16 protein-coding genes are annotated in these 17,005 nt (G+C 62.1%); 6 read left to right on the top strand and 10 right to left on the bottom strand.

Going from position 1 to position 17,005, the window contains the following annotated elements; translation table 11 throughout:
• Positions 1 to 36: 36 nt before the first annotated feature.
• The 5 genes from ACZ3J7_RS30845 to ACZ3J7_RS30825 form a co-directional block, all read right to left on the bottom strand.
• Entirely contained in the window at positions 37 to 903 is an 867-nt protein-coding gene (locus tag ACZ3J7_RS30845; protein ID WP_298772793.1) for an SDR family oxidoreductase, read from the bottom strand.
• Positions 904 to 959: 56 nt separating this feature from the next.
• On the bottom strand, positions 960 to 1,472 hold the full coding sequence (locus tag ACZ3J7_RS30840) for a hypothetical protein (protein WP_465626717.1): 513 nt from the start codon (positions 1,470 to 1,472) through the stop codon (positions 960 to 962).
• Between the two features lie 109 nt (positions 1,473 to 1,581).
• Positions 1,582 to 2,100 carry a MarR family winged helix-turn-helix transcriptional regulator gene (locus ACZ3J7_RS30835; protein ID WP_003943230.1) on the bottom strand — a complete coding sequence of 173 codons (519 nt, stop codon included), beginning with the start codon at positions 2,098 to 2,100 and terminating at the stop codon, positions 1,582 to 1,584.
• A gap of 69 nt (positions 2,101 to 2,169) precedes the next feature.
• On the bottom strand, positions 2,170 to 3,570 hold the full coding sequence (locus tag ACZ3J7_RS30830) for an amidase (RefSeq protein WP_423678073.1): 1,401 nt from the start codon (positions 3,568 to 3,570) through the stop codon (positions 2,170 to 2,172).
• Between the two features lie 81 nt (positions 3,571 to 3,651).
• Positions 3,652 to 4,878, bottom strand: a complete 1,227-nt coding sequence (locus ACZ3J7_RS30825) for an MFS transporter (protein WP_298772787.1) — start codon at positions 4,876 to 4,878, stop codon at positions 3,652 to 3,654.
• Between the two features lie 135 nt (positions 4,879 to 5,013).
• On the opposite strand from ACZ3J7_RS30825, the gene ACZ3J7_RS30820 reads away from it, so the two are divergent.
• Positions 5,014 to 5,898 (top strand): LysR family transcriptional regulator, encoded by an 885-nt coding sequence (locus tag ACZ3J7_RS30820; RefSeq protein ID WP_465626713.1) that lies wholly within the window; start codon positions 5,014 to 5,016, stop codon positions 5,896 to 5,898.
• A gap of 68 nt (positions 5,899 to 5,966) precedes the next feature.
• Positions 5,967 to 6,455, top strand: a complete 489-nt coding sequence (locus ACZ3J7_RS30815; RefSeq protein WP_200313002.1) for a hypothetical protein — start codon at positions 5,967 to 5,969, stop codon at positions 6,453 to 6,455.
• A gap of 46 nt (positions 6,456 to 6,501) precedes the next feature.
• On the opposite strand, the gene ACZ3J7_RS30810 is transcribed toward ACZ3J7_RS30815, so the two are convergent.
• The gene (locus ACZ3J7_RS30810) at positions 6,502 to 8,046 is read right to left on the bottom strand and encodes an AMP-binding protein (protein ID WP_124567246.1); all 1,545 of its coding nucleotides are present in this window, start codon (positions 8,044 to 8,046) and stop codon (positions 6,502 to 6,504) included.
• 264 nt (positions 8,047 to 8,310) lie between these two features.
• Here ACZ3J7_RS30810 and ACZ3J7_RS30805 point away from each other — a divergent pair, with 264 nt between their 5' ends.
• The gene (locus ACZ3J7_RS30805; protein ID WP_298772783.1) at positions 8,311 to 10,032 is read left to right on the top strand and encodes a CocE/NonD family hydrolase; all 1,722 of its coding nucleotides are present in this window, start codon (positions 8,311 to 8,313) and stop codon (positions 10,030 to 10,032) included.
• Positions 10,033 to 10,111: 79 nt separating this feature from the next.
• Here the strand turns inward: ACZ3J7_RS30805 and ACZ3J7_RS30800 are convergent, their stop codons facing one another.
• The 4 genes from ACZ3J7_RS30800 to ACZ3J7_RS30785 form a co-directional block, all read right to left on the bottom strand.
• Entirely contained in the window at positions 10,112 to 10,738 is a 627-nt protein-coding gene (locus tag ACZ3J7_RS30800; RefSeq protein ID WP_465626710.1) for a helix-turn-helix transcriptional regulator, read from the bottom strand.
• A gap of 331 nt (positions 10,739 to 11,069) precedes the next feature.
• Positions 11,070 to 11,930 carry an alpha/beta hydrolase family protein gene (locus tag ACZ3J7_RS30795; RefSeq protein ID WP_298772779.1) on the bottom strand — a complete coding sequence of 287 codons (861 nt, stop codon included), beginning with the start codon at positions 11,928 to 11,930 and terminating at the stop codon, positions 11,070 to 11,072.
• Between the two features lie 269 nt (positions 11,931 to 12,199).
• Positions 12,200 to 13,126: a LysR family transcriptional regulator gene (locus tag ACZ3J7_RS30790; RefSeq protein WP_298772777.1), complete on the bottom strand. Its 927-nt coding sequence runs from the start codon at positions 13,124 to 13,126 to the stop codon at positions 12,200 to 12,202.
• Entirely contained in the window at positions 13,123 to 14,013 is an 891-nt protein-coding gene (locus ACZ3J7_RS30785) for a LysR family transcriptional regulator (RefSeq protein WP_235170705.1), read from the bottom strand. The genes ACZ3J7_RS30790 and ACZ3J7_RS30785 overlap by 4 nt, the downstream gene beginning before the upstream one ends.
• A 273-nt stretch (positions 14,014 to 14,286) precedes the next feature.
• Here ACZ3J7_RS30785 and ACZ3J7_RS30780 point away from each other — a divergent pair, with 273 nt between their 5' ends.
• The 3 genes from ACZ3J7_RS30780 (at position 14,287) to ACZ3J7_RS30770 (ending at position 16,962) form a co-directional block, all read left to right on the top strand.
• Positions 14,287 to 15,159, top strand: a complete 873-nt coding sequence (locus ACZ3J7_RS30780) for an ABC transporter permease (RefSeq protein WP_298772773.1) — start codon at positions 14,287 to 14,289, stop codon at positions 15,157 to 15,159.
• Positions 15,160 to 15,170: 11 nt separating this feature from the next.
• Positions 15,171 to 15,944: an ABC transporter ATP-binding protein gene (locus ACZ3J7_RS30775; protein WP_234036600.1), complete on the top strand. Its 774-nt coding sequence runs from the start codon at positions 15,171 to 15,173 to the stop codon at positions 15,942 to 15,944.
• 61 nt (positions 15,945 to 16,005) lie between these two features.
• Positions 16,006 to 16,962 (top strand): ABC transporter substrate-binding protein, encoded by a 957-nt coding sequence (locus ACZ3J7_RS30770; RefSeq protein WP_298772770.1) that lies wholly within the window; start codon positions 16,006 to 16,008, stop codon positions 16,960 to 16,962.
• Positions 16,963 to 17,005: the final 43 nt, after the last annotated feature.

Here is a 17,005-nt window from a genome sequence, read left to right as displayed (position 1 = left end):
CGTGACTTCTGGCGACACCGCTCTCGCAGCGTGAAATCAGCGGAAACGGTCCAGATGCTCACGCAGGAACGCATCCAGGCTTCGTGGCTCACGCCCCAGCACACGTGTCACCGTGTCGGTGGGTGACTCCGGGCGCGAGATGGCAAGCTCCTGGATCTCCAGAATGTGCTCAGCCAGCCACGGAGGCATGTGGGCATGATCGACGAGGTTTTGCCGCAGTTCGTGCGGTGGCAGGTCGATGTATCGGACGGGGCGACCGAGCATGCGGGTCAGAGAATCGGCGATGCCGCCGTAGCCGACCGCCTCGCTGCCCGTCAGGACGTAGGTGCCGCCGGCGAGGTCGGCGCGTGTGAGCACGGCGGCGGCGACGTCGGCGATGTCTCGGCAGTCGATCCAGTTGCACGGCGCGTCTCGCATCGCGCCCAGAATGACCCCCTGCGCAGCCACCCCCGGGGCGAGGAGCAACAAATTCTGCATGAACGCGTAAGGGCGGAGCAGGGTGTGACGGAGTCCGGATGCGCGCAGGTGTTCGCCGACGGCATGGTGGCCGCGGGAGAGAGCGATGGGGGAGTCGGCCGCGGCGGCAGGGTCGGAGATCTTGACGATGTGTTCGACGCCGCTCTCAGCGGCTACGTCGATCACACGCGTTTCGAGCTCGACCTGGTCGAGGCCGTTGGCCATGGCGAGGAAAAGCTGTTCGGCCCCTTGGAAAGCCGTACGTAGCGAAGTTGGGTCTGCGGCGTCGGCCGGCACTACTTCGACCACACCGTCGGCCAAGTCGCCCAGGTGAGCGCGCAGCCTGTCCGGGTCGCGGGACAGGGCTCTACTCGGCACACCCGAGGATGCGAGACTGCGTAGCAACGCGCCGCCTGTGGTTCCGGACGCTCCCATGATGACGATCATCGTGTTCCTTTCGGTCGTCCCCAGGAAACCTGGGGATCTTTGACATGTGTTGTCGGTCAGGGATTCTGACGGCGCCATCGCCAACTCACGATGACGGCAGCCACAGCGGCAGATATCGGCAGGTCGATGTGCAGGCGAGCAAGCCAAGCAGTGTCGACCACGCTCGTGTGATCTGGTAGCCAACGGGAGGCGAACCACCCGACGAGGCCTGCGATTACAGCGGCTCCGACGGCAAGAATTGCCGCCACCATGATGCGAGGCAGGGCCGTCGTCCACGGTCGTGACCTCCCGTGACGCTGCAGCCAGGAGCCGATCAGCAACGCCACCACAGCCGACGTGCCCGCGATGGACGTAAAGGCCGCCATCGTGAGGCCCGATTGGCCGGATGCGACTCCGCCAGCACCCGCCATCAATGCAGGGGCAAGGTAGGCGACCAGCACCTCTCTCCACAGGGTGAAAGGTCGTGCGGTGCGACGACCGGCAACCGGGACGCGTCGATTGGAATCTGTTATCTCCCTATTGTTTTCGTGACGGATCGGTGGGGTGAGTCCGGACATGAAGGAGACCAACTTTCCGATTGTAATTAGGTGGCTAACTATTTGGGCATGGAAAGAGAAGCCTTTGTCGAGAATCAACGACGATTCGAATCGCTATGCGAATGCCTGGAATCCCAGCCGACTACTCCGCAGTCAGCGCACCGATACCGCGAACGACCCGCGAGAGCAGATCCAGAAAGACCGCACGCTCGTCGACAGTGAGCTCGTCGACCATTTCCTCGAGACGGGCAAAGTGCTCTGGCGCCATGTCACGTAAACGCTGAGCGCCACGAGCAGTCAGGACGACCACCGCACCACGCCCATCCTCGGCGGACGGACGCCGAGCAACCAAACCCTCCTGCTCGAGCCCATCGACCAGCCCGGTGACCGTGGCTCGCGAGACGCCGAGATCAGCGGCCAGCCGCGAGGGAGACTTCTCCCCGTCGTGATCTTCCAGATCCGCAAGCAGTCGATAACGGCCGGTCGACAGTCCATACCTCGCGAAGTGAACCTCGGTCGCTCGACCGAGTCGCGCCCCCGCCGAGATCAGCCGCACCGCAACCAGCACCGCCTGCGGATCGGACCCGAGGCCGTAATGCTCCAACTGCCTCCGCGCCTGATCCAACGTGGGTGAGTCGTGATCGGTTCCGTCCACTGCCATGCAACTAATATGGCACCTAACTACATTCTGGTCAACCCTCCACCATTAACTTGAAACGCCGAACAATTCCTACGGAGTCGCGCAGCAGTCTGGATGCTCATTCGGATACAGCAAAACCCCTTCCAGGGCGAGACCAATGGCGAAGGCCGTATGGTCGTCGTACGGCCGCGTGACGATCTGTGTGCCCGTGGGGATTCCGTTCCGAGCGAATCCGGTGGGGATTGTCAGCACCGGGCAACTGCTCAGGATGTTGAAGGTGATTGCCGGTACAGCCTCGAGGTAGAACTCCAATTCTGTTCCAGCCACCTTGATTCCGTGCGCGACGTAGTCGTCACCGGCAAGAAGCCCGTCCGTCGCCACTGCCGGTGTGATCAACGCGTCATAGGTGTCGAACAGGGATCCGATCGACGAATACAGTTCGGCTTCGATCGCGAGTCCGTCGAGGAAAGTCGCGTCACCACGGGTGCGGCGTGCCCATCGGGCGAATTCCTTCGCGTACTCCGTGACCTTGTCGGGGTGCGCGGACGCTTCGGCAGAAATCGAAGCACCGAATACGTGGTCGTAGTGAATGGCAGCAGCGCGCATGATTGCAGCGCGTGACAGGTCGATTTCGACGATCTCGGCGCGTGCGCCCAGCGCAGTGAGAGTATCCACCAACTTCGCCGTGTTCTCGGCGACGTCCGAAGCAACCGGCCAGTCACCCAACGCGGGAATCACGGCGATACGCATGCCTGTGCACGAACGCGTCGCGAAGGTAGGTAACTGCGATACCGGTACATGCGAGGCAATGTCGGTGGAGGTCGGTCCCGCGATGACTGATTGCATTGTGAGACAATCGCTTACGGTGCGAGCCATCGGACCGCAGTGGCAGTAGCGATCGAGGTTGAAGGGAGGATCGACCGGGACACGTCCGTGTGGTGGCTTGAACCCGACAATTCCGTTGAACGACGACGGAGTTCGGATCGATCCCGCAACATCGGAGCCGGTAGCCAAGTGCGTCATCCCCGTGGCTAGTGCGACTGCCGATCCGCCGGAAGACCCGCCGGAGGAGTATTTCGTGTTCCACGGATTGCGAGTGACGCCCCACAACTCGGACTGCGTGAACGCGGCCGAGGAGAATTCCGGGGCGGTCGATCGCGCGTGGACGATGGCACCGGCGTCGATGATTCGCTGCACGAAAGTCGAAGTGTGAGTAGCGATCACATCCTCATAGACCTTGGACCCTTGAGTCCACGGTTGACCTTGCACTGGTTCGTCCTCTTTCACCACAACGGGAACACCGGCGAGCGGAAGCCCGTCATCCCAGCCGCGGACGTAGTGACGTTCGGCTGATTTCGCTTGTGCCCGTGCAGCATCGAAGAACGTATGTCCCACTGCATTCACGGTTGGGTTGAGCGCCTCGATACGTTCGATGGTGGACTCGAGCACTTCCACCGGAGACAGCGATTTGTCTCGGTAGCGGCCGAGCATCTCGGTCACGTTCATGAAGGTTACATCGGACATCGCGCGCATATCTGTTGTCCTGCCTGTGTGAAAAATTTGTGTGGTCGGCTACGTTGTCTGTTCCTGTTTTGCCGCGACAGGATTGCGGATTACCGCGAGCAGCATTGCAAGAGTGGCGATTCCCGCTGCGATCCAGAAGACCGATCGGGGACCGGAGTGGTCGTGAACGCGTCCGCCCACGAACGCGCCGAGGGCGATGCTTGCATTGAAGACTGCGACCCAGAGGGCGGATGCAGCCTCTCGGTGTGCGGGAGCTGCGTGTGCGATCCATGTCTGAGTACTGACGGATACACCGCCGTAGAAGAAACCCCATACTGCCATGAGCAGAGCGCCGGCGATCAAGGTGGCGGCCCAGATCGGAAACAGGGCGAGTGTCAACGCTATTCCCACGCTGAGGACGACGACCACCGTCTTCGAGGACTTGGCGGCGGATGGCCCGGCAATGAAGTTGCCGACGACGCCGAGGACACCGTAGATCAGGAGCATGGTGCCGACCTGCGAAGCGTTCGCCCTTGCAAAGAACTCCAGTCCCGGACGCACATAGGTGTAGGCCGCGAAATGAGCGGTGACGAGGAGAGCGGTAATTGCGATTCCGACCCGGACTCCTGGGTTCCGAAAAGCCTCCAGGAGACTGCCGAGCGACAAGGCTTGATCGGCCGGCATCGTCGGCAGGACAGCGAACATGGCGAGCGCGATCACCGCCGCGGCGCAGCTGAGAGCCCAGAAAGCGACGCTCCACCCGGCCGCCGCCCCGATGTACGTCCCAGCAGGAACACCGAGAACTGAGGCGACGGCGATTCCGCTGAAGATGATCGTGGTCGCCAACCCGACGGATCTGGTCTCCACCAACCTGGGAGCCAGGCTCGCGGCGAGTGCCCAGACTCCGCCCATGCTCACCCCTAGAAGGACGCGAGCCACAGCGAGGACAGCGAAGCTCGGCGCAAGGGCCGTCAGGGCGTTCGCCGCTGCGACGAACAGCATCAAGACGATGAGCGTCGACCGACGATCGAAGCGCCGGGTCACAACGGGCACGAACGGCGCAGTGGCCGCTGCCACCAAACCGGTGATGACCAGTGAGAGCCCGATGGTCCCTTCGCTTTCCACCAGAGCAGCACCGATCGGGGTGAGTAGCCCGACCGGCATCATCTCTGCCGCGACAACGACGAAGGTGGACGCTGCGATCAGGGCGACAGCAGCCCAGTGGTTCTCGGTGGTGTGTGCGTGGGTTGGGGATGTGGGCGCAGGGCTGTGCTGCCCGGGCGCGGAATGTGGCATGTAACCAGGGAAGCTCTCACAGGCCACCGGATCAACGGCGAATCGCTCATCCAACCATTAGCCCAATTCATCGATGAGCAAGGATGGAGTGCGCGAACGAGTCGTGGATCGGAGTGAAATATGTCGGAACTTCCGATGCGTGAGATCGAGTGCTTCCTCGTACTCGCTGAAGAACTGCACTTCGGTCGCACCGGAGAACGGTTGTTCATCTCCCAGAGTCGGGTCAGTCAGCTGATCAGCGCGTTGGAGCGTCGTATCGGCACAAGCCTCGTAGCGCGGACCAGTCGCCAGGTGCACCTCACTGAATTCGGCGCCGAATTTCTTGCGTCGCTGGCTCCCGCCCACCGAGCACTCGCAGCAGTGATCGACGACGCTCGAACGAAGGCGCGCAACATACCGACACCACTTCGGGTGGGTTTCCAAGGAGCAATTTACGATTCGATCGCGACGGCCGTCTCTCGCTTCGAGATACAACATCCGCAAATATGCGTGACCATCAAGGAATTACCCCTTGGTGATCCGTTCAGTGATGTACTCGCCGGGCGAATCGATGCGGCGGTAGCCCTTCTCCCCGTGGATGAGCCCGAACTGACAACCGGGCTCGTCTTTTCTCGACAGCCCCAGACACTGGCCGTCTCAGTCCATCACCCGTTCAGTGAACTGGACGTGATCGACGCCGAGCATTTAGCGCAGATATGCCTGGTACCGATCACTGGACCCGCCCCTGACTATTGGCAGCGTGTGAATTCCCCGAGCACAACGCCGGGCGGAGCCACGATTCCCACGCAGGGTGGGGCGAGCACCGTCCAAGAAGGCCTGTCGCAGGTCGCATTCAGCCAAGTCGGCCTCATCCTGTGTGCCGCTACCGCTGCATACAGCCAGCGCTCGGACATCACATTCGTGCCGATCAACGGATTACCTGAATCTGCATTGGGACTGGTGTGGCGAACCGATCTCGAAAGCCCACGACTTCGCGCTTTCGCGAAGGCGATCGAGGAAGCACACACCTGTCCAACCTGACGGCGATCAGTCAAGTCGCGGAAGGACTCCGGGGCGTTGGTGCGCATCGTGTGTGGGATGATCACGCCATGTCTGCGATCACCGATTACTTCACGGCACCCTCGGATGAGCACGCCGAATCTGCACTCGAAGGACTCGTCGACCTGGAACCAGCGGCGATCGAGGCGAACGATGCCTCTCGCCCGCGGATCCAGCTGGCTGCGAGCGGAACTCCAGTTCTACAGGCGAAGGGTGTCGATCCAGTTGTCGCACTCGGCCGGCTGGAAGCATCCCTCACCGCTCGACCCTACGACGAAGTCGCAAAAGGTCCACGCTGCGGGAAACTCGTCGCAATGAGCGACGACGGCGACACCCTCGTGCTCACGGTTGCCGACGAATTACGTGATGCACTAGCGGAATTGAACGCTGAAGGTGTCGCCGCTGCTGCGGCAGCCTGGGCGATCGACGAGACGGGTGAGCCGTCGGAGAACACGCTGCCCTTCCTGACTGCCTTCGCCGAACTAGCTGCCAGAGCTGTGGCCGAAGGCGAACGAATGTACGGCTACGTCGTCATCTGACGCTCAGATTCTCGCCAGATATCAACCGCCGCAACATTCGCCGAAGTCAGTTGACCTGCCGATCCCGACCTTGCCAGAACTCTTGACGAAGCTTGAACTTCTGGATCTTCCCGGTAGCAGTGCGTGCCAACTCCGGACGGAATTCGACCCGCTTCGGGCACTTGTAGCCGGCAAGTCGCGTGCGGCAGTGGGCGATGAGTGCTGCTTCGTCGATCGATTCCGCGCTCTCGTCGAGCACGACGAGCGCAGTTACCAATTCACCCCACTTCTCGTCCGGGATACCGATGACTGCGACCTCCCTGACCGCTGGATGTGACATGAGCGCGTCCTCGACCTCGATCGAAGTCACGTTTTCGCCACCGGTGATGATGACGTCCTTCTTCCGGTCGGCGATCGTGACGTAACCGTCCTCGAAAGTGCCGCCGTCGCCGGTGTGGAACCAATCGTCCTCCAGCGCACTCGCTGTCGCCTCGGGATTCTCCCAGTACGACGCGAGGATGTGGTTGGACCGTGCCAGCACTTCGCCGGTGTCGTCGACCTTGATCTGCACACCGATGGCCGGTGCGCCCGCTCGCCCGAGCAGTCGAGCTTGCTCGGGCACCGGTAGGTCGTCCCACTCGGCACGCATGCGCGACATCGTGAGCAGTGGCGACGTCTCGGTGAGACCGTAGATCTGAATGAACTCCCAACCAAGGTCGACCCTGATCCGCTCGATCGTTCGGGTCGGGGGTGGGGCGCCCGCGACGATTATGCGCACCCGGTCGCGGCCGGGAATTTCGCCTTCCCACGTCTTGGCGGCGTCCAGGATCGCCGAGACGACAGCCGGCGCGGCACACAGATACGTGACACCGTGCTCCTCGATGCGGCGCAGGATCTCCGCACCGTCGACCTTGCGCAGGACGACGCTCTTCGCGCCGATTGCCGTCGTGACGAAGGGGTGTCCCCAGCCATTGGCGTGGAAGGTCGGGAGCGTGTGCAGGTAGACGTCTCGATCGGTAACGGTTGCCTGCCAACCGAACACAACCGCGTTGATCCAGTTGCTGCGGTGCGTCAGCTGCACACCTTTGGGACGGGCAGTGGTTCCGGAGGTGTAGTTGATCGTGGCGGTCGCGTTCTCCTTCGTCGCCGCGTCCGCGACCCACGGCCTCGGATCGGCATTCGGCCCCCAGATCCGATCGTCGTCTCGGCCGAGGACGAACGTGCGCTTGCACGGCACCTCGGCAACAAGGTGCTCGAGTTCGGGGTCGACCAACAGGACCTCGGCCCCCGAGTGCTCGACGATGTATTGGATCTCCGGAACACTGAGCCTGTAGTTGATCGGCACCAGCACCCTGCCCCATCCGGCGACGCCGTAGAACGAGGCGAGGAATCGGGCCGCGTTGTGCGAGACGATGGCAACGCGACCACCGACCGGGACGCCCAACTCGTCGAGCGTCGCCGCTTGCCGACGAGCGAGGTCGCCGAGGTCGGCGAACGTGATCTCGCCCCACGACTGCGCCGGCTGATCCGGCTCGTCGACGATGGCGACTCGATCGGGGTAGACAGTGACCGCCCGGTCGAGGAAATCACTGATGGTCAGCGGGATGATCATGTGCACTCCAGGTCTTGGGCCGAGTTTGTGGCCCGGGAGATCCGACAAAGACGGATAGCTTTGCCCGCGTTCGGCACTGTCACCACCCTCCGAAGAGGGTATCGATTCCAGGTTCCCTCAGCCCCCTCTTCGGAGGGTACGAAGTGTGACTGTCACCGGTCACCCTGTGCTTCATGCCTCACCCTCGTGTCGCCCGAGATCGGTCCAGCCCGGTCGAACGTCGAGGGTCGGACACATTCGATTCGCCCCATCCAAGGAGACTTCATGGCACACGTGTACAACTCCGGCGTCGAAATTCCCATGCGGGACGGCGTCACACTCGCAGCTCTCGTATTCCAACCCCTTGAAGGCAACGCCCCCACCCTGTTGCTGCGCACTCCCTACGGGCTCGCATCCCACGGCGCCGGACCCACCGAAGTCCTACCTTTCGTCGACGCGGGCTACGCCGTCGTATGGGTCGAAAGCCGTGGAACATTCAAGTCGGAGGGGGAATTTCGGCCCAAAACGAACGAACCGGAGGACGGCTACGACACCGTGGAATGGATCCTCTCGCAACCGTGGTCGGACGGACAGGTCGGCACCTATGGGCCGTCGTATTGCGGAATGACACAGTGGGCGACCGCGTCCACGGGACATCCCGCGCTGAAAGCCAGTGTGGTGAAAGAGACGGCGATGAATTGGTACCGAGGTTTGTGGTATCACCCCGGCGGTGCGCTTTCGCAAAGCTTTTCGACGTTTTGGCCTACAGCTATGAACGCAAGCAACGAGCGCAGGAAGCTTGCGGCAGGGCGGGGCAGCCTCGATCGCGTGCTCGACTTGGGCGGCGGTCTGCTCAACGGTCGTGGACTTTCTCTCAACGACCACACACCGATCTCGACCCACCCATTGCTTCCCCTCGAGCAGTGGATGAGCGAGATTCTTGATCACCCCGACTACGACGAATTCTGGAAGGAACAGGACTTCACCACTTCGGTTCCCGAGATGACCCAGCCCGTCCTCTCCATCGCCGGCTGGTACGACATATTCATCGTCGAGCAATTACGCGACTTCGAAAGGTTCCGGAGAGAGGCTGGTTCGGAGGAAGCTCGAACAGGTTCACGTCTTGTCGTCGGCCCCTGGATTCACGAACTGGACTACTCCTCCGAATTTCCCGACCGCGACTTCGGCGCCATCGGAGCCGCCGCAGCGTGCGACCTGACCGGTGCGCACCTGCAGCATTTCAATCGGTGGCTACGCCCGGGAGCTGATGCACCCGCGCCGTCACCCGCGCCGGTGAGGCTGTTCGTCATGGGAATCGACCAGTGGCGGGACGAACAGGACTGGCCGCTACCGGACACGACATATGTCGACTACTTCCTCTCCGGTGATGCCCCGAACGACCGAGGAGAACTGCTGCTGGGCGGACCGGGGGCAGCGTCGGAGTCTCGATACCGGTACGACCCACGAGACCCGGTACCCACTGCAGGTGGACCGAGCATGCCCGCGCGGTTCGGATTCAACGGTCCCGTGGACCAGAAGGAGGTTGCATCGCGACCGGATGTCTTGTGCTTCACCGGCCCAGCACTCGATGAGGACACCGAGGTCACCGGATACGTCAAGGCAACGCTGTTCGTCACCTCCGACGCAGTCGACACCGATTTCACCGCCAAACTCGTCGATGTATTTCCTGACGGGAAAGCCATCAACCTCTGCGACGGCATCCTGCGTGCCCGCTACCGCAACGGCCTCGATCGCCCAGAACACCTGGTCCCGGGAGCGGTCTACGAAGTCGAGATCGATATGGCCGCGACGTCCAACGTGTTTCGTGCTGGGCATCGGATCCGCGTCGACATCTCCAGCAGTAACTTCCCCCACTACGACCGCAACACCAACACCGGCGGTTTCATCAGTCGCGAATCCATCGACGACGCCGTGGTCGCGCACAACACCATCCTCACCGGACCCGACCACCCCAGCCGTCTGGTACTTCCCCGGATCAACCGCTGACCAGTACCTGCACTGATCGACGGTTGCCGGAACCACACTCATGGTCCCGGCAACCGTCCCAACGGTGTGAGCCTGACGGTCACGCGATCATGCCGTCCCGACGAGCAAGGACAACAGCCTCCAACCGGGTACTCGCGCCGAGCTTGTGCATAGCGGACTTCATGTAACTCTTGACCGTGAACAGAGCCAGACCCAACACTCCGGCTATCTGAACATTCGTCATGCCCGCGCCGGCCACCGTCAGGACGTCGATTTCACGTTTCGTGAGCGAAGCGCTGCCGGCGCTTTCGGAGCGTTCCCCCTCGTCGACCAGCCGGGCGGCAGCCTTGACGAGCGCCGCACGCACATCAGCATCACCGACACTGCCGGCAAGGAGCCGTAATTCCGCATAGACCGATCGCACCTGCTCGCGCAAACGTGCATTCACGGTGGCCTCTTCGGACAACACACCGTTCGCCGAAGTCACGGCACTGACAGCCAGTTCTTGCTCCAGCGCCCGCGCTTCCTGCACGACGGTGTCCTCGATGCGACCTCCCACGACCTCGGAAGTGCGAAACGCGCCGTAAATGACTCCCACCGTCTGACGCCCGACAATGATCGGCGTGGCGACCAGCGCCTTGAGCCGCTCAGCTCGGATGACCTTGTCGTATCGGTGTGTGATCACCTGGGTCTCGAAATAATCGTTCACGGCGATCGGCCGGCGCATGACCGCCACCTTGCCGCCGAGTCCCTCACTCGGATCCAGCGTCAGCCCGGGGAGCGCTCCGAGGGTCGGACCGTCGAAGCGCTCGATTAGGAGGTTTCCGGCTCTGTTGACGGGCCCACCGAATGCAAGGGAGGCCCCTGTCGAGACCCGGACCCGCTTGAGGGCGCGCTCCATACGCGTGCCCAGATCTTGCGCAGTCAAATCGTTCGATCCCCTATCAGGAGGGTGTAACCCAGCGCTCAGTTCCGTCCCCCTGTGACGGCTATCATAGCGACGCGAGCAGGCTACACCGTCCCGACCCGGACTTTGTCTTCCACCGGCAGTGACCAGGTCAGCCCGGGATCTGCAGGGCCAGATCGTTGCGGTCGAAGTCCGAGAACTGCTGGGTGTCAGTGCAGTATCCGCAGTTCACCCCGAAGAACTCGGTGCGAGCGTTCGGATCGTCGAGTAACCAGTACCGCAGCCAGGCGGTGCTCGGCCCGCGCATGTCGCCACCGGTGATCGCCGTACCGAAGTGCGTCGCGCCGCGCAGTTCCAGATACTCGGCGGGCACGTGGTCGGCATCCTCGTACATCGCCCGCACGATCGCCGGCCAGACGATCGCGTCGGCCTGACCGGCAAGATAGAGAACCGGCTCGTCGATGAGGTCGACATCGTTGAGCGGGCCCGGCTGGATCGCGACGGCAGTGTCGACGCGGTCGTCGATCGCGGCATTGATCGCCGCAGATCCGCCCTGCGAGTGCCCCACCGCACCAATATGTTCCAGGTCAACTTTGCCGAAGAAGACACTGGATGGGTTGGCTGCCTTACTTTCGATGAGATCAATTCCCGACCGCATGGTGATGGCGAAGTTACTTGCCGGGGTATTGGCGGCGACCACGATGAATCCATGGCTGGCGTAGTGGCGCAACAAGGAGGTGTAAGCGCCGGGGAGCACGCCGGTCCCGTTCCCCCAGATCACAACCGGATGCTTCTCGCCTCGTGCGCCGAGTTGACGCGGGTAGTAAAGAGTGTGTACCAGCCCGATCGACACAGTCGGCGTGTACGGCCCTGCGCTCGCCCAGTCGTGACCGACGCTCGGGATGCCGGGAGTCTCAGCGGCGGCCGTTCCGGCCGGGCCCGCGAGTCCGAGTGTCGCGCACAGCGCAACCGCCGCTACAGCATTCGCGAACAATTGCAGAGATTTTTGCATGAAGGTCGACCTTTCGAAGTTGCGGCAATTTCGGTGCAGACGGTTCGATCACGGGACGCTCGGGGTCCTGTATTCGGTAGCTGAACCACATTCGGTGAATTGTCGATCCAGAGTGACGTGTATTACATAGTTTCCGGAAGGCGGCCCGTCGGCTTTGTTGGAGAAAACGGGGTTTGCCAGAAGTGTTGTGTCTGAACACAAAATCATCGTTCCCGACAGATAGCCGGCCGCCGCGAATACCCAGAGTTCAAAGAGAGAATCGCCTCTGTCTAAGGCTCCCGCACGGATTGCTCGGCGCACAGCCGTAGGAAGTGTTCGACGATCTGGGTGTTCTGGCCATCCCTTGCCACGGCTGCGATCTTGCGCGGTGGAAGCTCGAGTATCTCGCCGACCGTGCAACCGCGTTGGGATGCGCGCTCAGCACTCGAGAGTTCGAGAATCACAGCACCGATTCCTTCATACGCGAAATCCGCGAAGACATCGCGGTGCTGTGACCTCATCACGAAGGCGTGGTCGATCCGAGGTTCGATCGAACGCAGGTGGCGATACACGTCAGATGTCTCGAACCGTGGTGCGACGACCAGGCCGATGCGCATCAGATCTTCGCCAACGAACACTCCGTCAACCGGGGCTGGAGTGCCGGGCGGGCAGACGAGTCGCAAGTTGTGGTCCGGAAGACGAACGATTCGCGTCCCGGGGACACCGGTAGGCGGCGACTCCATGATTGCCACGTCCGCTGTGCCGGCCATGACCGGGTGAATTGCGTCGGCGACTGACGACCCGGGCGGATCCGAGATGGTGATCCTCAGGTTCGGCACCTTGGTACGCAGCGCTCCGAGCAATACCGCGGTGGGATCGTCCGCAAGGCTCGCCGTCGTGGCGACGCTGAGGTGAGGGAAAGCTGACAGCACCGACTCGCTGTCGATCACCAATCGGTCGAGCGCGGCCAACGCATCGCGGGCTGGATCGATGAAATTTCGTCCGCGTGCAGTCAATGTCGCGCCGGCCCGCCCCCGATTGAAAAGCTTTCCTCCGACGCGTCTTTCAAGTCGCGCAATCGATTGAGAGACGCTCGATGTTCCCGTGAACCGGTACGCCGCTGCCGCCGTGATACTGCCGTGTTCGACGACTGCGAGGAAGTCTTGTAGCTGCTGCGGATCGATTCGTGGACTCGCAGACTCGCCGAAGTTGCTCATCCGGCATTCCCCAGTCCACCCTCGTCACGTAATCGAGTCGTCGTTTCGATAAACGCTTGTGCCGCAGGCGATGGCGTCGAACCGTGAAACATCCACAGATCGCGACTGAGCGGGGGGCGAGTACGACGCAGTACCACGCCTTCTCCGACTGTGTCGGCAACGGATTCGGGAAGGAATGCAACCCCGACGCCTGCACGCACAAGGGGAATCATCGAGGCCGCAGAAATGGTCTCCGCAACCACGGCCTCGTCCACCGTGCGTTCGCCAAGGCGTTCGGCCAATAGCCGCCGTGTCACATCACCACGCGGACTGGCGATCAACCCGATTCGCAGAAGATCGGTCAACTCATCTGCCCCCTCCCCGCTGCTTCGTGCACTCGGCACCAGCGCCACAATTCGTTGCCGACCGAGGAGGATTCGTTCAACACCTTCGTCGAACACCTCGTCCACCCCGATGCCTACGTCAGCCTGACCCGAGGCGACCACCATTCCGATTCCGTCGGTGTCGTTGCTGAGCATCGTCACCGCAACATTCGGAAACCTGGTTGTGAACGCACCCAGAGCTGTGGCCGCCGGATCACGCGCCAGCGTCCGCGGACACACGACCGTCAGCCTCCCACGCTGCACGACGTTCAACGGATGCAAAGCGTGATCCAGATCCCGGTACGCCCGAAGTACTTGGGCTGCCGGACCGGTGAGATCGCGTCCAGCGTCCGTCAGGGTGACTCCCCGCGAACCGCGCCGGACGAGCGCCAGCCCGCACTCCTTCTCCATTCTGGCCAGAGCCTCCGAGATAGTCGGCTGGCTCACTCCCAGTCCGCGTGCAGCCGCCGAAATGCTGCCGCGATCCGCAAGGGCGAGAAAGTATTCCAGATGACGTCGGTCCACCAGGGCGCTCCCTTCTCCGTAGAAATCTGCGTGTGCGCACGGTTCCGGCCTCGTTGGCTCGCTGAGTTCGGCGGGGTTTGCCCCCGGCCGAGGCCATAGGGAAACCCTATGGCATCCCTCTCGAATGTGGCGTAGACGGGAAGAAGAATCCCGTGATCTGCTTCACATATGAACGCAGTGAGCAACAACCCCGGGGAGCTTCGATCAGACGCACCCGTCTGCCTCTTCGGAGCGACCATCACCGCCTGTGAGCAAACCGGTGGAGGCACAGAGATGACCGAAACCATAACCACGAGTGCGTCATCGGGCTCGGCGTCACCCCGATCTGCGGAGCGAGCGCACTCTGAGCCGAAGCCCGCTCGACGGCGTCGAGTCGGCACTCGCCTCACCATCGGGGTACGACTGGCCCAGGCCGCGTTGCTTCTGGTCCTACTCGGCGCGTGGCAACTCGTCGCATCGCAAGGCTGGATCGAGCCGGTTCTGGCCAAAACGCCGGGGGAGGCCTGGAATTACTTCACCGCAGCGGTGCATTCGGGTGAGATTTCGTCCAACTTGCGCGCCACGATGACTGCTGTCGTGATCGCCTGGATCCTCGCGAGTGCCGTCGGAGTGGCGGTCGGACTCTCACTCGGCCTGCTCCCGACCCTCGAACGCATCATGAGTCCGTTCTTGGATGCGGCGAATGCCATGCCGCGCCTAGCGCTGGCGCCCCTGCTCATCGTCATTTTCGGTATCACGATGACGGCGAAGGTCGCTCTCGCGTTCACACTCGTTTTCTTCATAGTCTGCTCGAGCGCACGGGCCGGCGTGAAGTCGGTGGACGACGAATGGCTCCGGCTTTCCACTGTCCTCAATGCCAGTAAAACGCAAGTGTTTTGGCATATTCTGCTCCCCGTCGCGACCCCCGGAATCTTTGCCGGTCTTCGGTTGGGGCTGATCTATTCGCTACTTGGCGTGGTGGGTTCGGAACTGATCTCGTCACGGGACGGGCTGGGCCAGCTTGTGTCGATCTATTCGGCCCAGTTCCGGATGGAAGCGGTCTACGCGATCCTCATACTTCTCGCAATCGTCGCAGTCGTCCTCAACCAGGCCATGAATTTCGCCGAGCGCTACCTCCTTCGGTGGCAGCCCCCGGCTCGACGATGACAGGAATCATCATGGATACCAACGTGATTACGCCCGCCGTCCAACTCGACGGACTGACGATATCCTTCCCCTCACCAGACGGATCGGTGAAGACAGTGGTCGATGATCTCGACCTCACAATCCCTCGCGGACAGTTCGTGAGCCTGGTCGGTAGGAGTGGTTGCGGCAAGACCACTCTGCTCAACGCGCTCGCTGGATTGGTGGAAGCGACGGAAGGCAAGACCGAGGTCCTCGGCACAACGCCATTCGACGCTCGTTCCCGGATGGGCTTCATGATGGCCCGAGATGCGCTGTTCCCGTGGCGAACAGCGCAGAAGAACGTGGAGTACGGTCTCGAATTGAGAGGAGTACCCAAGGCGGAGAGACGAACTCAATCCGCGCGCTGGCTTGCCGCCGTTCAAATGTCCGAGGCATCACAGCTGTGGACTTGGCAACTCTCCCAAGGGATGCGTCAGCGTGTCGCATTGGCCCGAACGTGGGCTCTGGATCCGGACATCTTGTTGATGGACGAACCCTTTGCCGCCCTCGATGCGCAAACCCGAGTCGAAGTACAGCGAGAATTCCTCGAGCTTTGGCAATCCCAGGTAGGCCGGACGGTCATCTTCGTAACCCACGACCTCGGCGAAGCCATCTGTCTCTCCGACCGCGTTCTGCTGCTCGGGGCCGGCCGGGTGATCGACGACGTCAGCATCGACATCGAACGCCCCCGCGAACTCGAAACCCTTACCTCCGAACCTCGATACATCGAAATCTTCAACCGGCTGCGCGGTCAACTCGACCACTGATGTGCCCAGCCAACTCAGCTCGACTACTGATGCGCCCAGCCCGTCAAGGAGCAGGAAACCCATGAAACTTCGACCTTTCGTCGGCACAGCCGTAGCAACGGCCCTACTGCTTTCCGCGTGCGGAGGGGGAGGGCGCCCGAACGACGGTAGCGTCGCCATCGGGGTCTACCCCGCGAGCGCTTTGTCTCTCCCTGTCTACGTCGCCGTCCAACAAGGAATGTTCGACAAGGAGGGCCTCGACGTCGAGCTCATCGACGGAAAGAACGGACCCGAGCTCATCAGCGGTCTCATCGGCGGTACAACTGATCTCGCGGTCGGCGCACCCGGAACCGTCGTGCCGGCCATCGAGCAAGGGCAGAGACTGCGACCCCTTTCCCCGTACGGGTCGATCGATCTTGCCATCGCCGTGACGAAAGACAGCGGCATCACCACCGTCGAGGATTTGCCCGGCAAGCGGATCGCCATACCGTCACGTGGCGGTGCGGCCGAGCAATTCGTCAATCAGCTTCTTGCAGAACGAAACATCGATGCATCCACAGTGCAATTCATCGCAGCGGCACCCACCGCGAGTCAGATACCACTCGCACGAAAGGGCGACATCGATGCCGCCGTTCTCACCGCTGCCAGTCAAGCCGTATTCGACGCTCAAGGAATACCGATGACACCGATTACCTCAGTCAACCCTGTGGGCTCTGACGGCGTGAGCTCATACGGCCTGGGCACTGTGCTCGTCACGACAGCCACATTCGCCGAATCCGATGCTGCTGCCCCCGTTTGTGCGGCGCTCGAGGCCGCAGCAGGGTGGATAGCCGATCCCGCCAACGAGCAAGCAGGGGCTCAACTTCTCACCGAGCGGATGAATGTCCCCGCCGACAAAGCCACCGAGGTGTGGGCTTCTCAGAAGAACCTCTGGCCCGTCGAGATTTCGGCCCACCGATGGACACAGAACGTGACATGGGTGAACAACCAGACCTCGGGCAAGTCCGACGCAGATGTCCCTTTCGACCCCCTCTGCTGACCAACGCCCATACCCAATCCAGTTCGACTACCACGAAAGAGAA

It is taken from the genome of Kitasatospora sp. NPDC015121, from assembly GCF_055562955.1.
This window is presented reverse-complemented; position numbering and strand designations above follow the sequence as displayed.

Excerpts from the sequence above, each read along its gene's own strand:
- ACZ3J7_RS30780 (WP_298772773.1), top strand. The coding sequence starts at position 14,287 with ATGACCGAAACCATAACCACGAGTGCGTCATCGGGCTCGGCGTCACCC.
- ACZ3J7_RS30835 (WP_003943230.1), bottom strand. The coding sequence starts at position 2,100 with ATGGCAGTGGACGGAACCGATCACGACTCACCCACGTTGGATCAGGCG.
- ACZ3J7_RS30770 (WP_298772770.1), top strand. The coding sequence starts at position 16,006 with ATGAAACTTCGACCTTTCGTCGGCACAGCCGTAGCAACGGCCCTACTG.
- ACZ3J7_RS30810 (WP_124567246.1), bottom strand. The coding sequence starts at position 8,046 with ATGATCATCCCGCTGACCATCAGTGATTTCCTCGACCGGGCGGTCACT.
- ACZ3J7_RS30795 (WP_298772779.1), bottom strand. The coding sequence starts at position 11,930 with ATGCAAAAATCTCTGCAATTGTTCGCGAATGCTGTAGCGGCGGTTGCG.
- ACZ3J7_RS30805 (WP_298772783.1), top strand. The coding sequence starts at position 8,311 with ATGGCACACGTGTACAACTCCGGCGTCGAAATTCCCATGCGGGACGGC.
- ACZ3J7_RS30825 (WP_298772787.1), bottom strand. The coding sequence starts at position 4,878 with ATGCCACATTCCGCGCCCGGGCAGCACAGCCCTGCGCCCACATCCCCA.
- ACZ3J7_RS30775 (WP_234036600.1), top strand. The coding sequence starts at position 15,171 with ATGGATACCAACGTGATTACGCCCGCCGTCCAACTCGACGGACTGACG.
- ACZ3J7_RS30800 (WP_465626710.1), bottom strand. The coding sequence starts at position 10,738 with ATGCGCCGGCCGATCGCCGTGAACGATTATTTCGAGACCCAGGTGATC.
- ACZ3J7_RS30820 (WP_465626713.1), top strand. The coding sequence starts at position 5,014 with ATGCGTGAGATCGAGTGCTTCCTCGTACTCGCTGAAGAACTGCACTTC.
- ACZ3J7_RS30815 (WP_200313002.1), top strand. The coding sequence starts at position 5,967 with ATGTCTGCGATCACCGATTACTTCACGGCACCCTCGGATGAGCACGCC.
- ACZ3J7_RS30845 (WP_298772793.1), bottom strand. The coding sequence starts at position 903 with ATGATCGTCATCATGGGAGCGTCCGGAACCACAGGCGGCGCGTTGCTA.
- ACZ3J7_RS30830 (WP_423678073.1), bottom strand. The coding sequence starts at position 3,570 with ATGCTCGGCCGCTACCGAGACAAATCGCTGTCTCCGGTGGAAGTGCTC.
- ACZ3J7_RS30790 (WP_298772777.1), bottom strand. The coding sequence starts at position 13,126 with ATGAGCAACTTCGGCGAGTCTGCGAGTCCACGAATCGATCCGCAGCAG.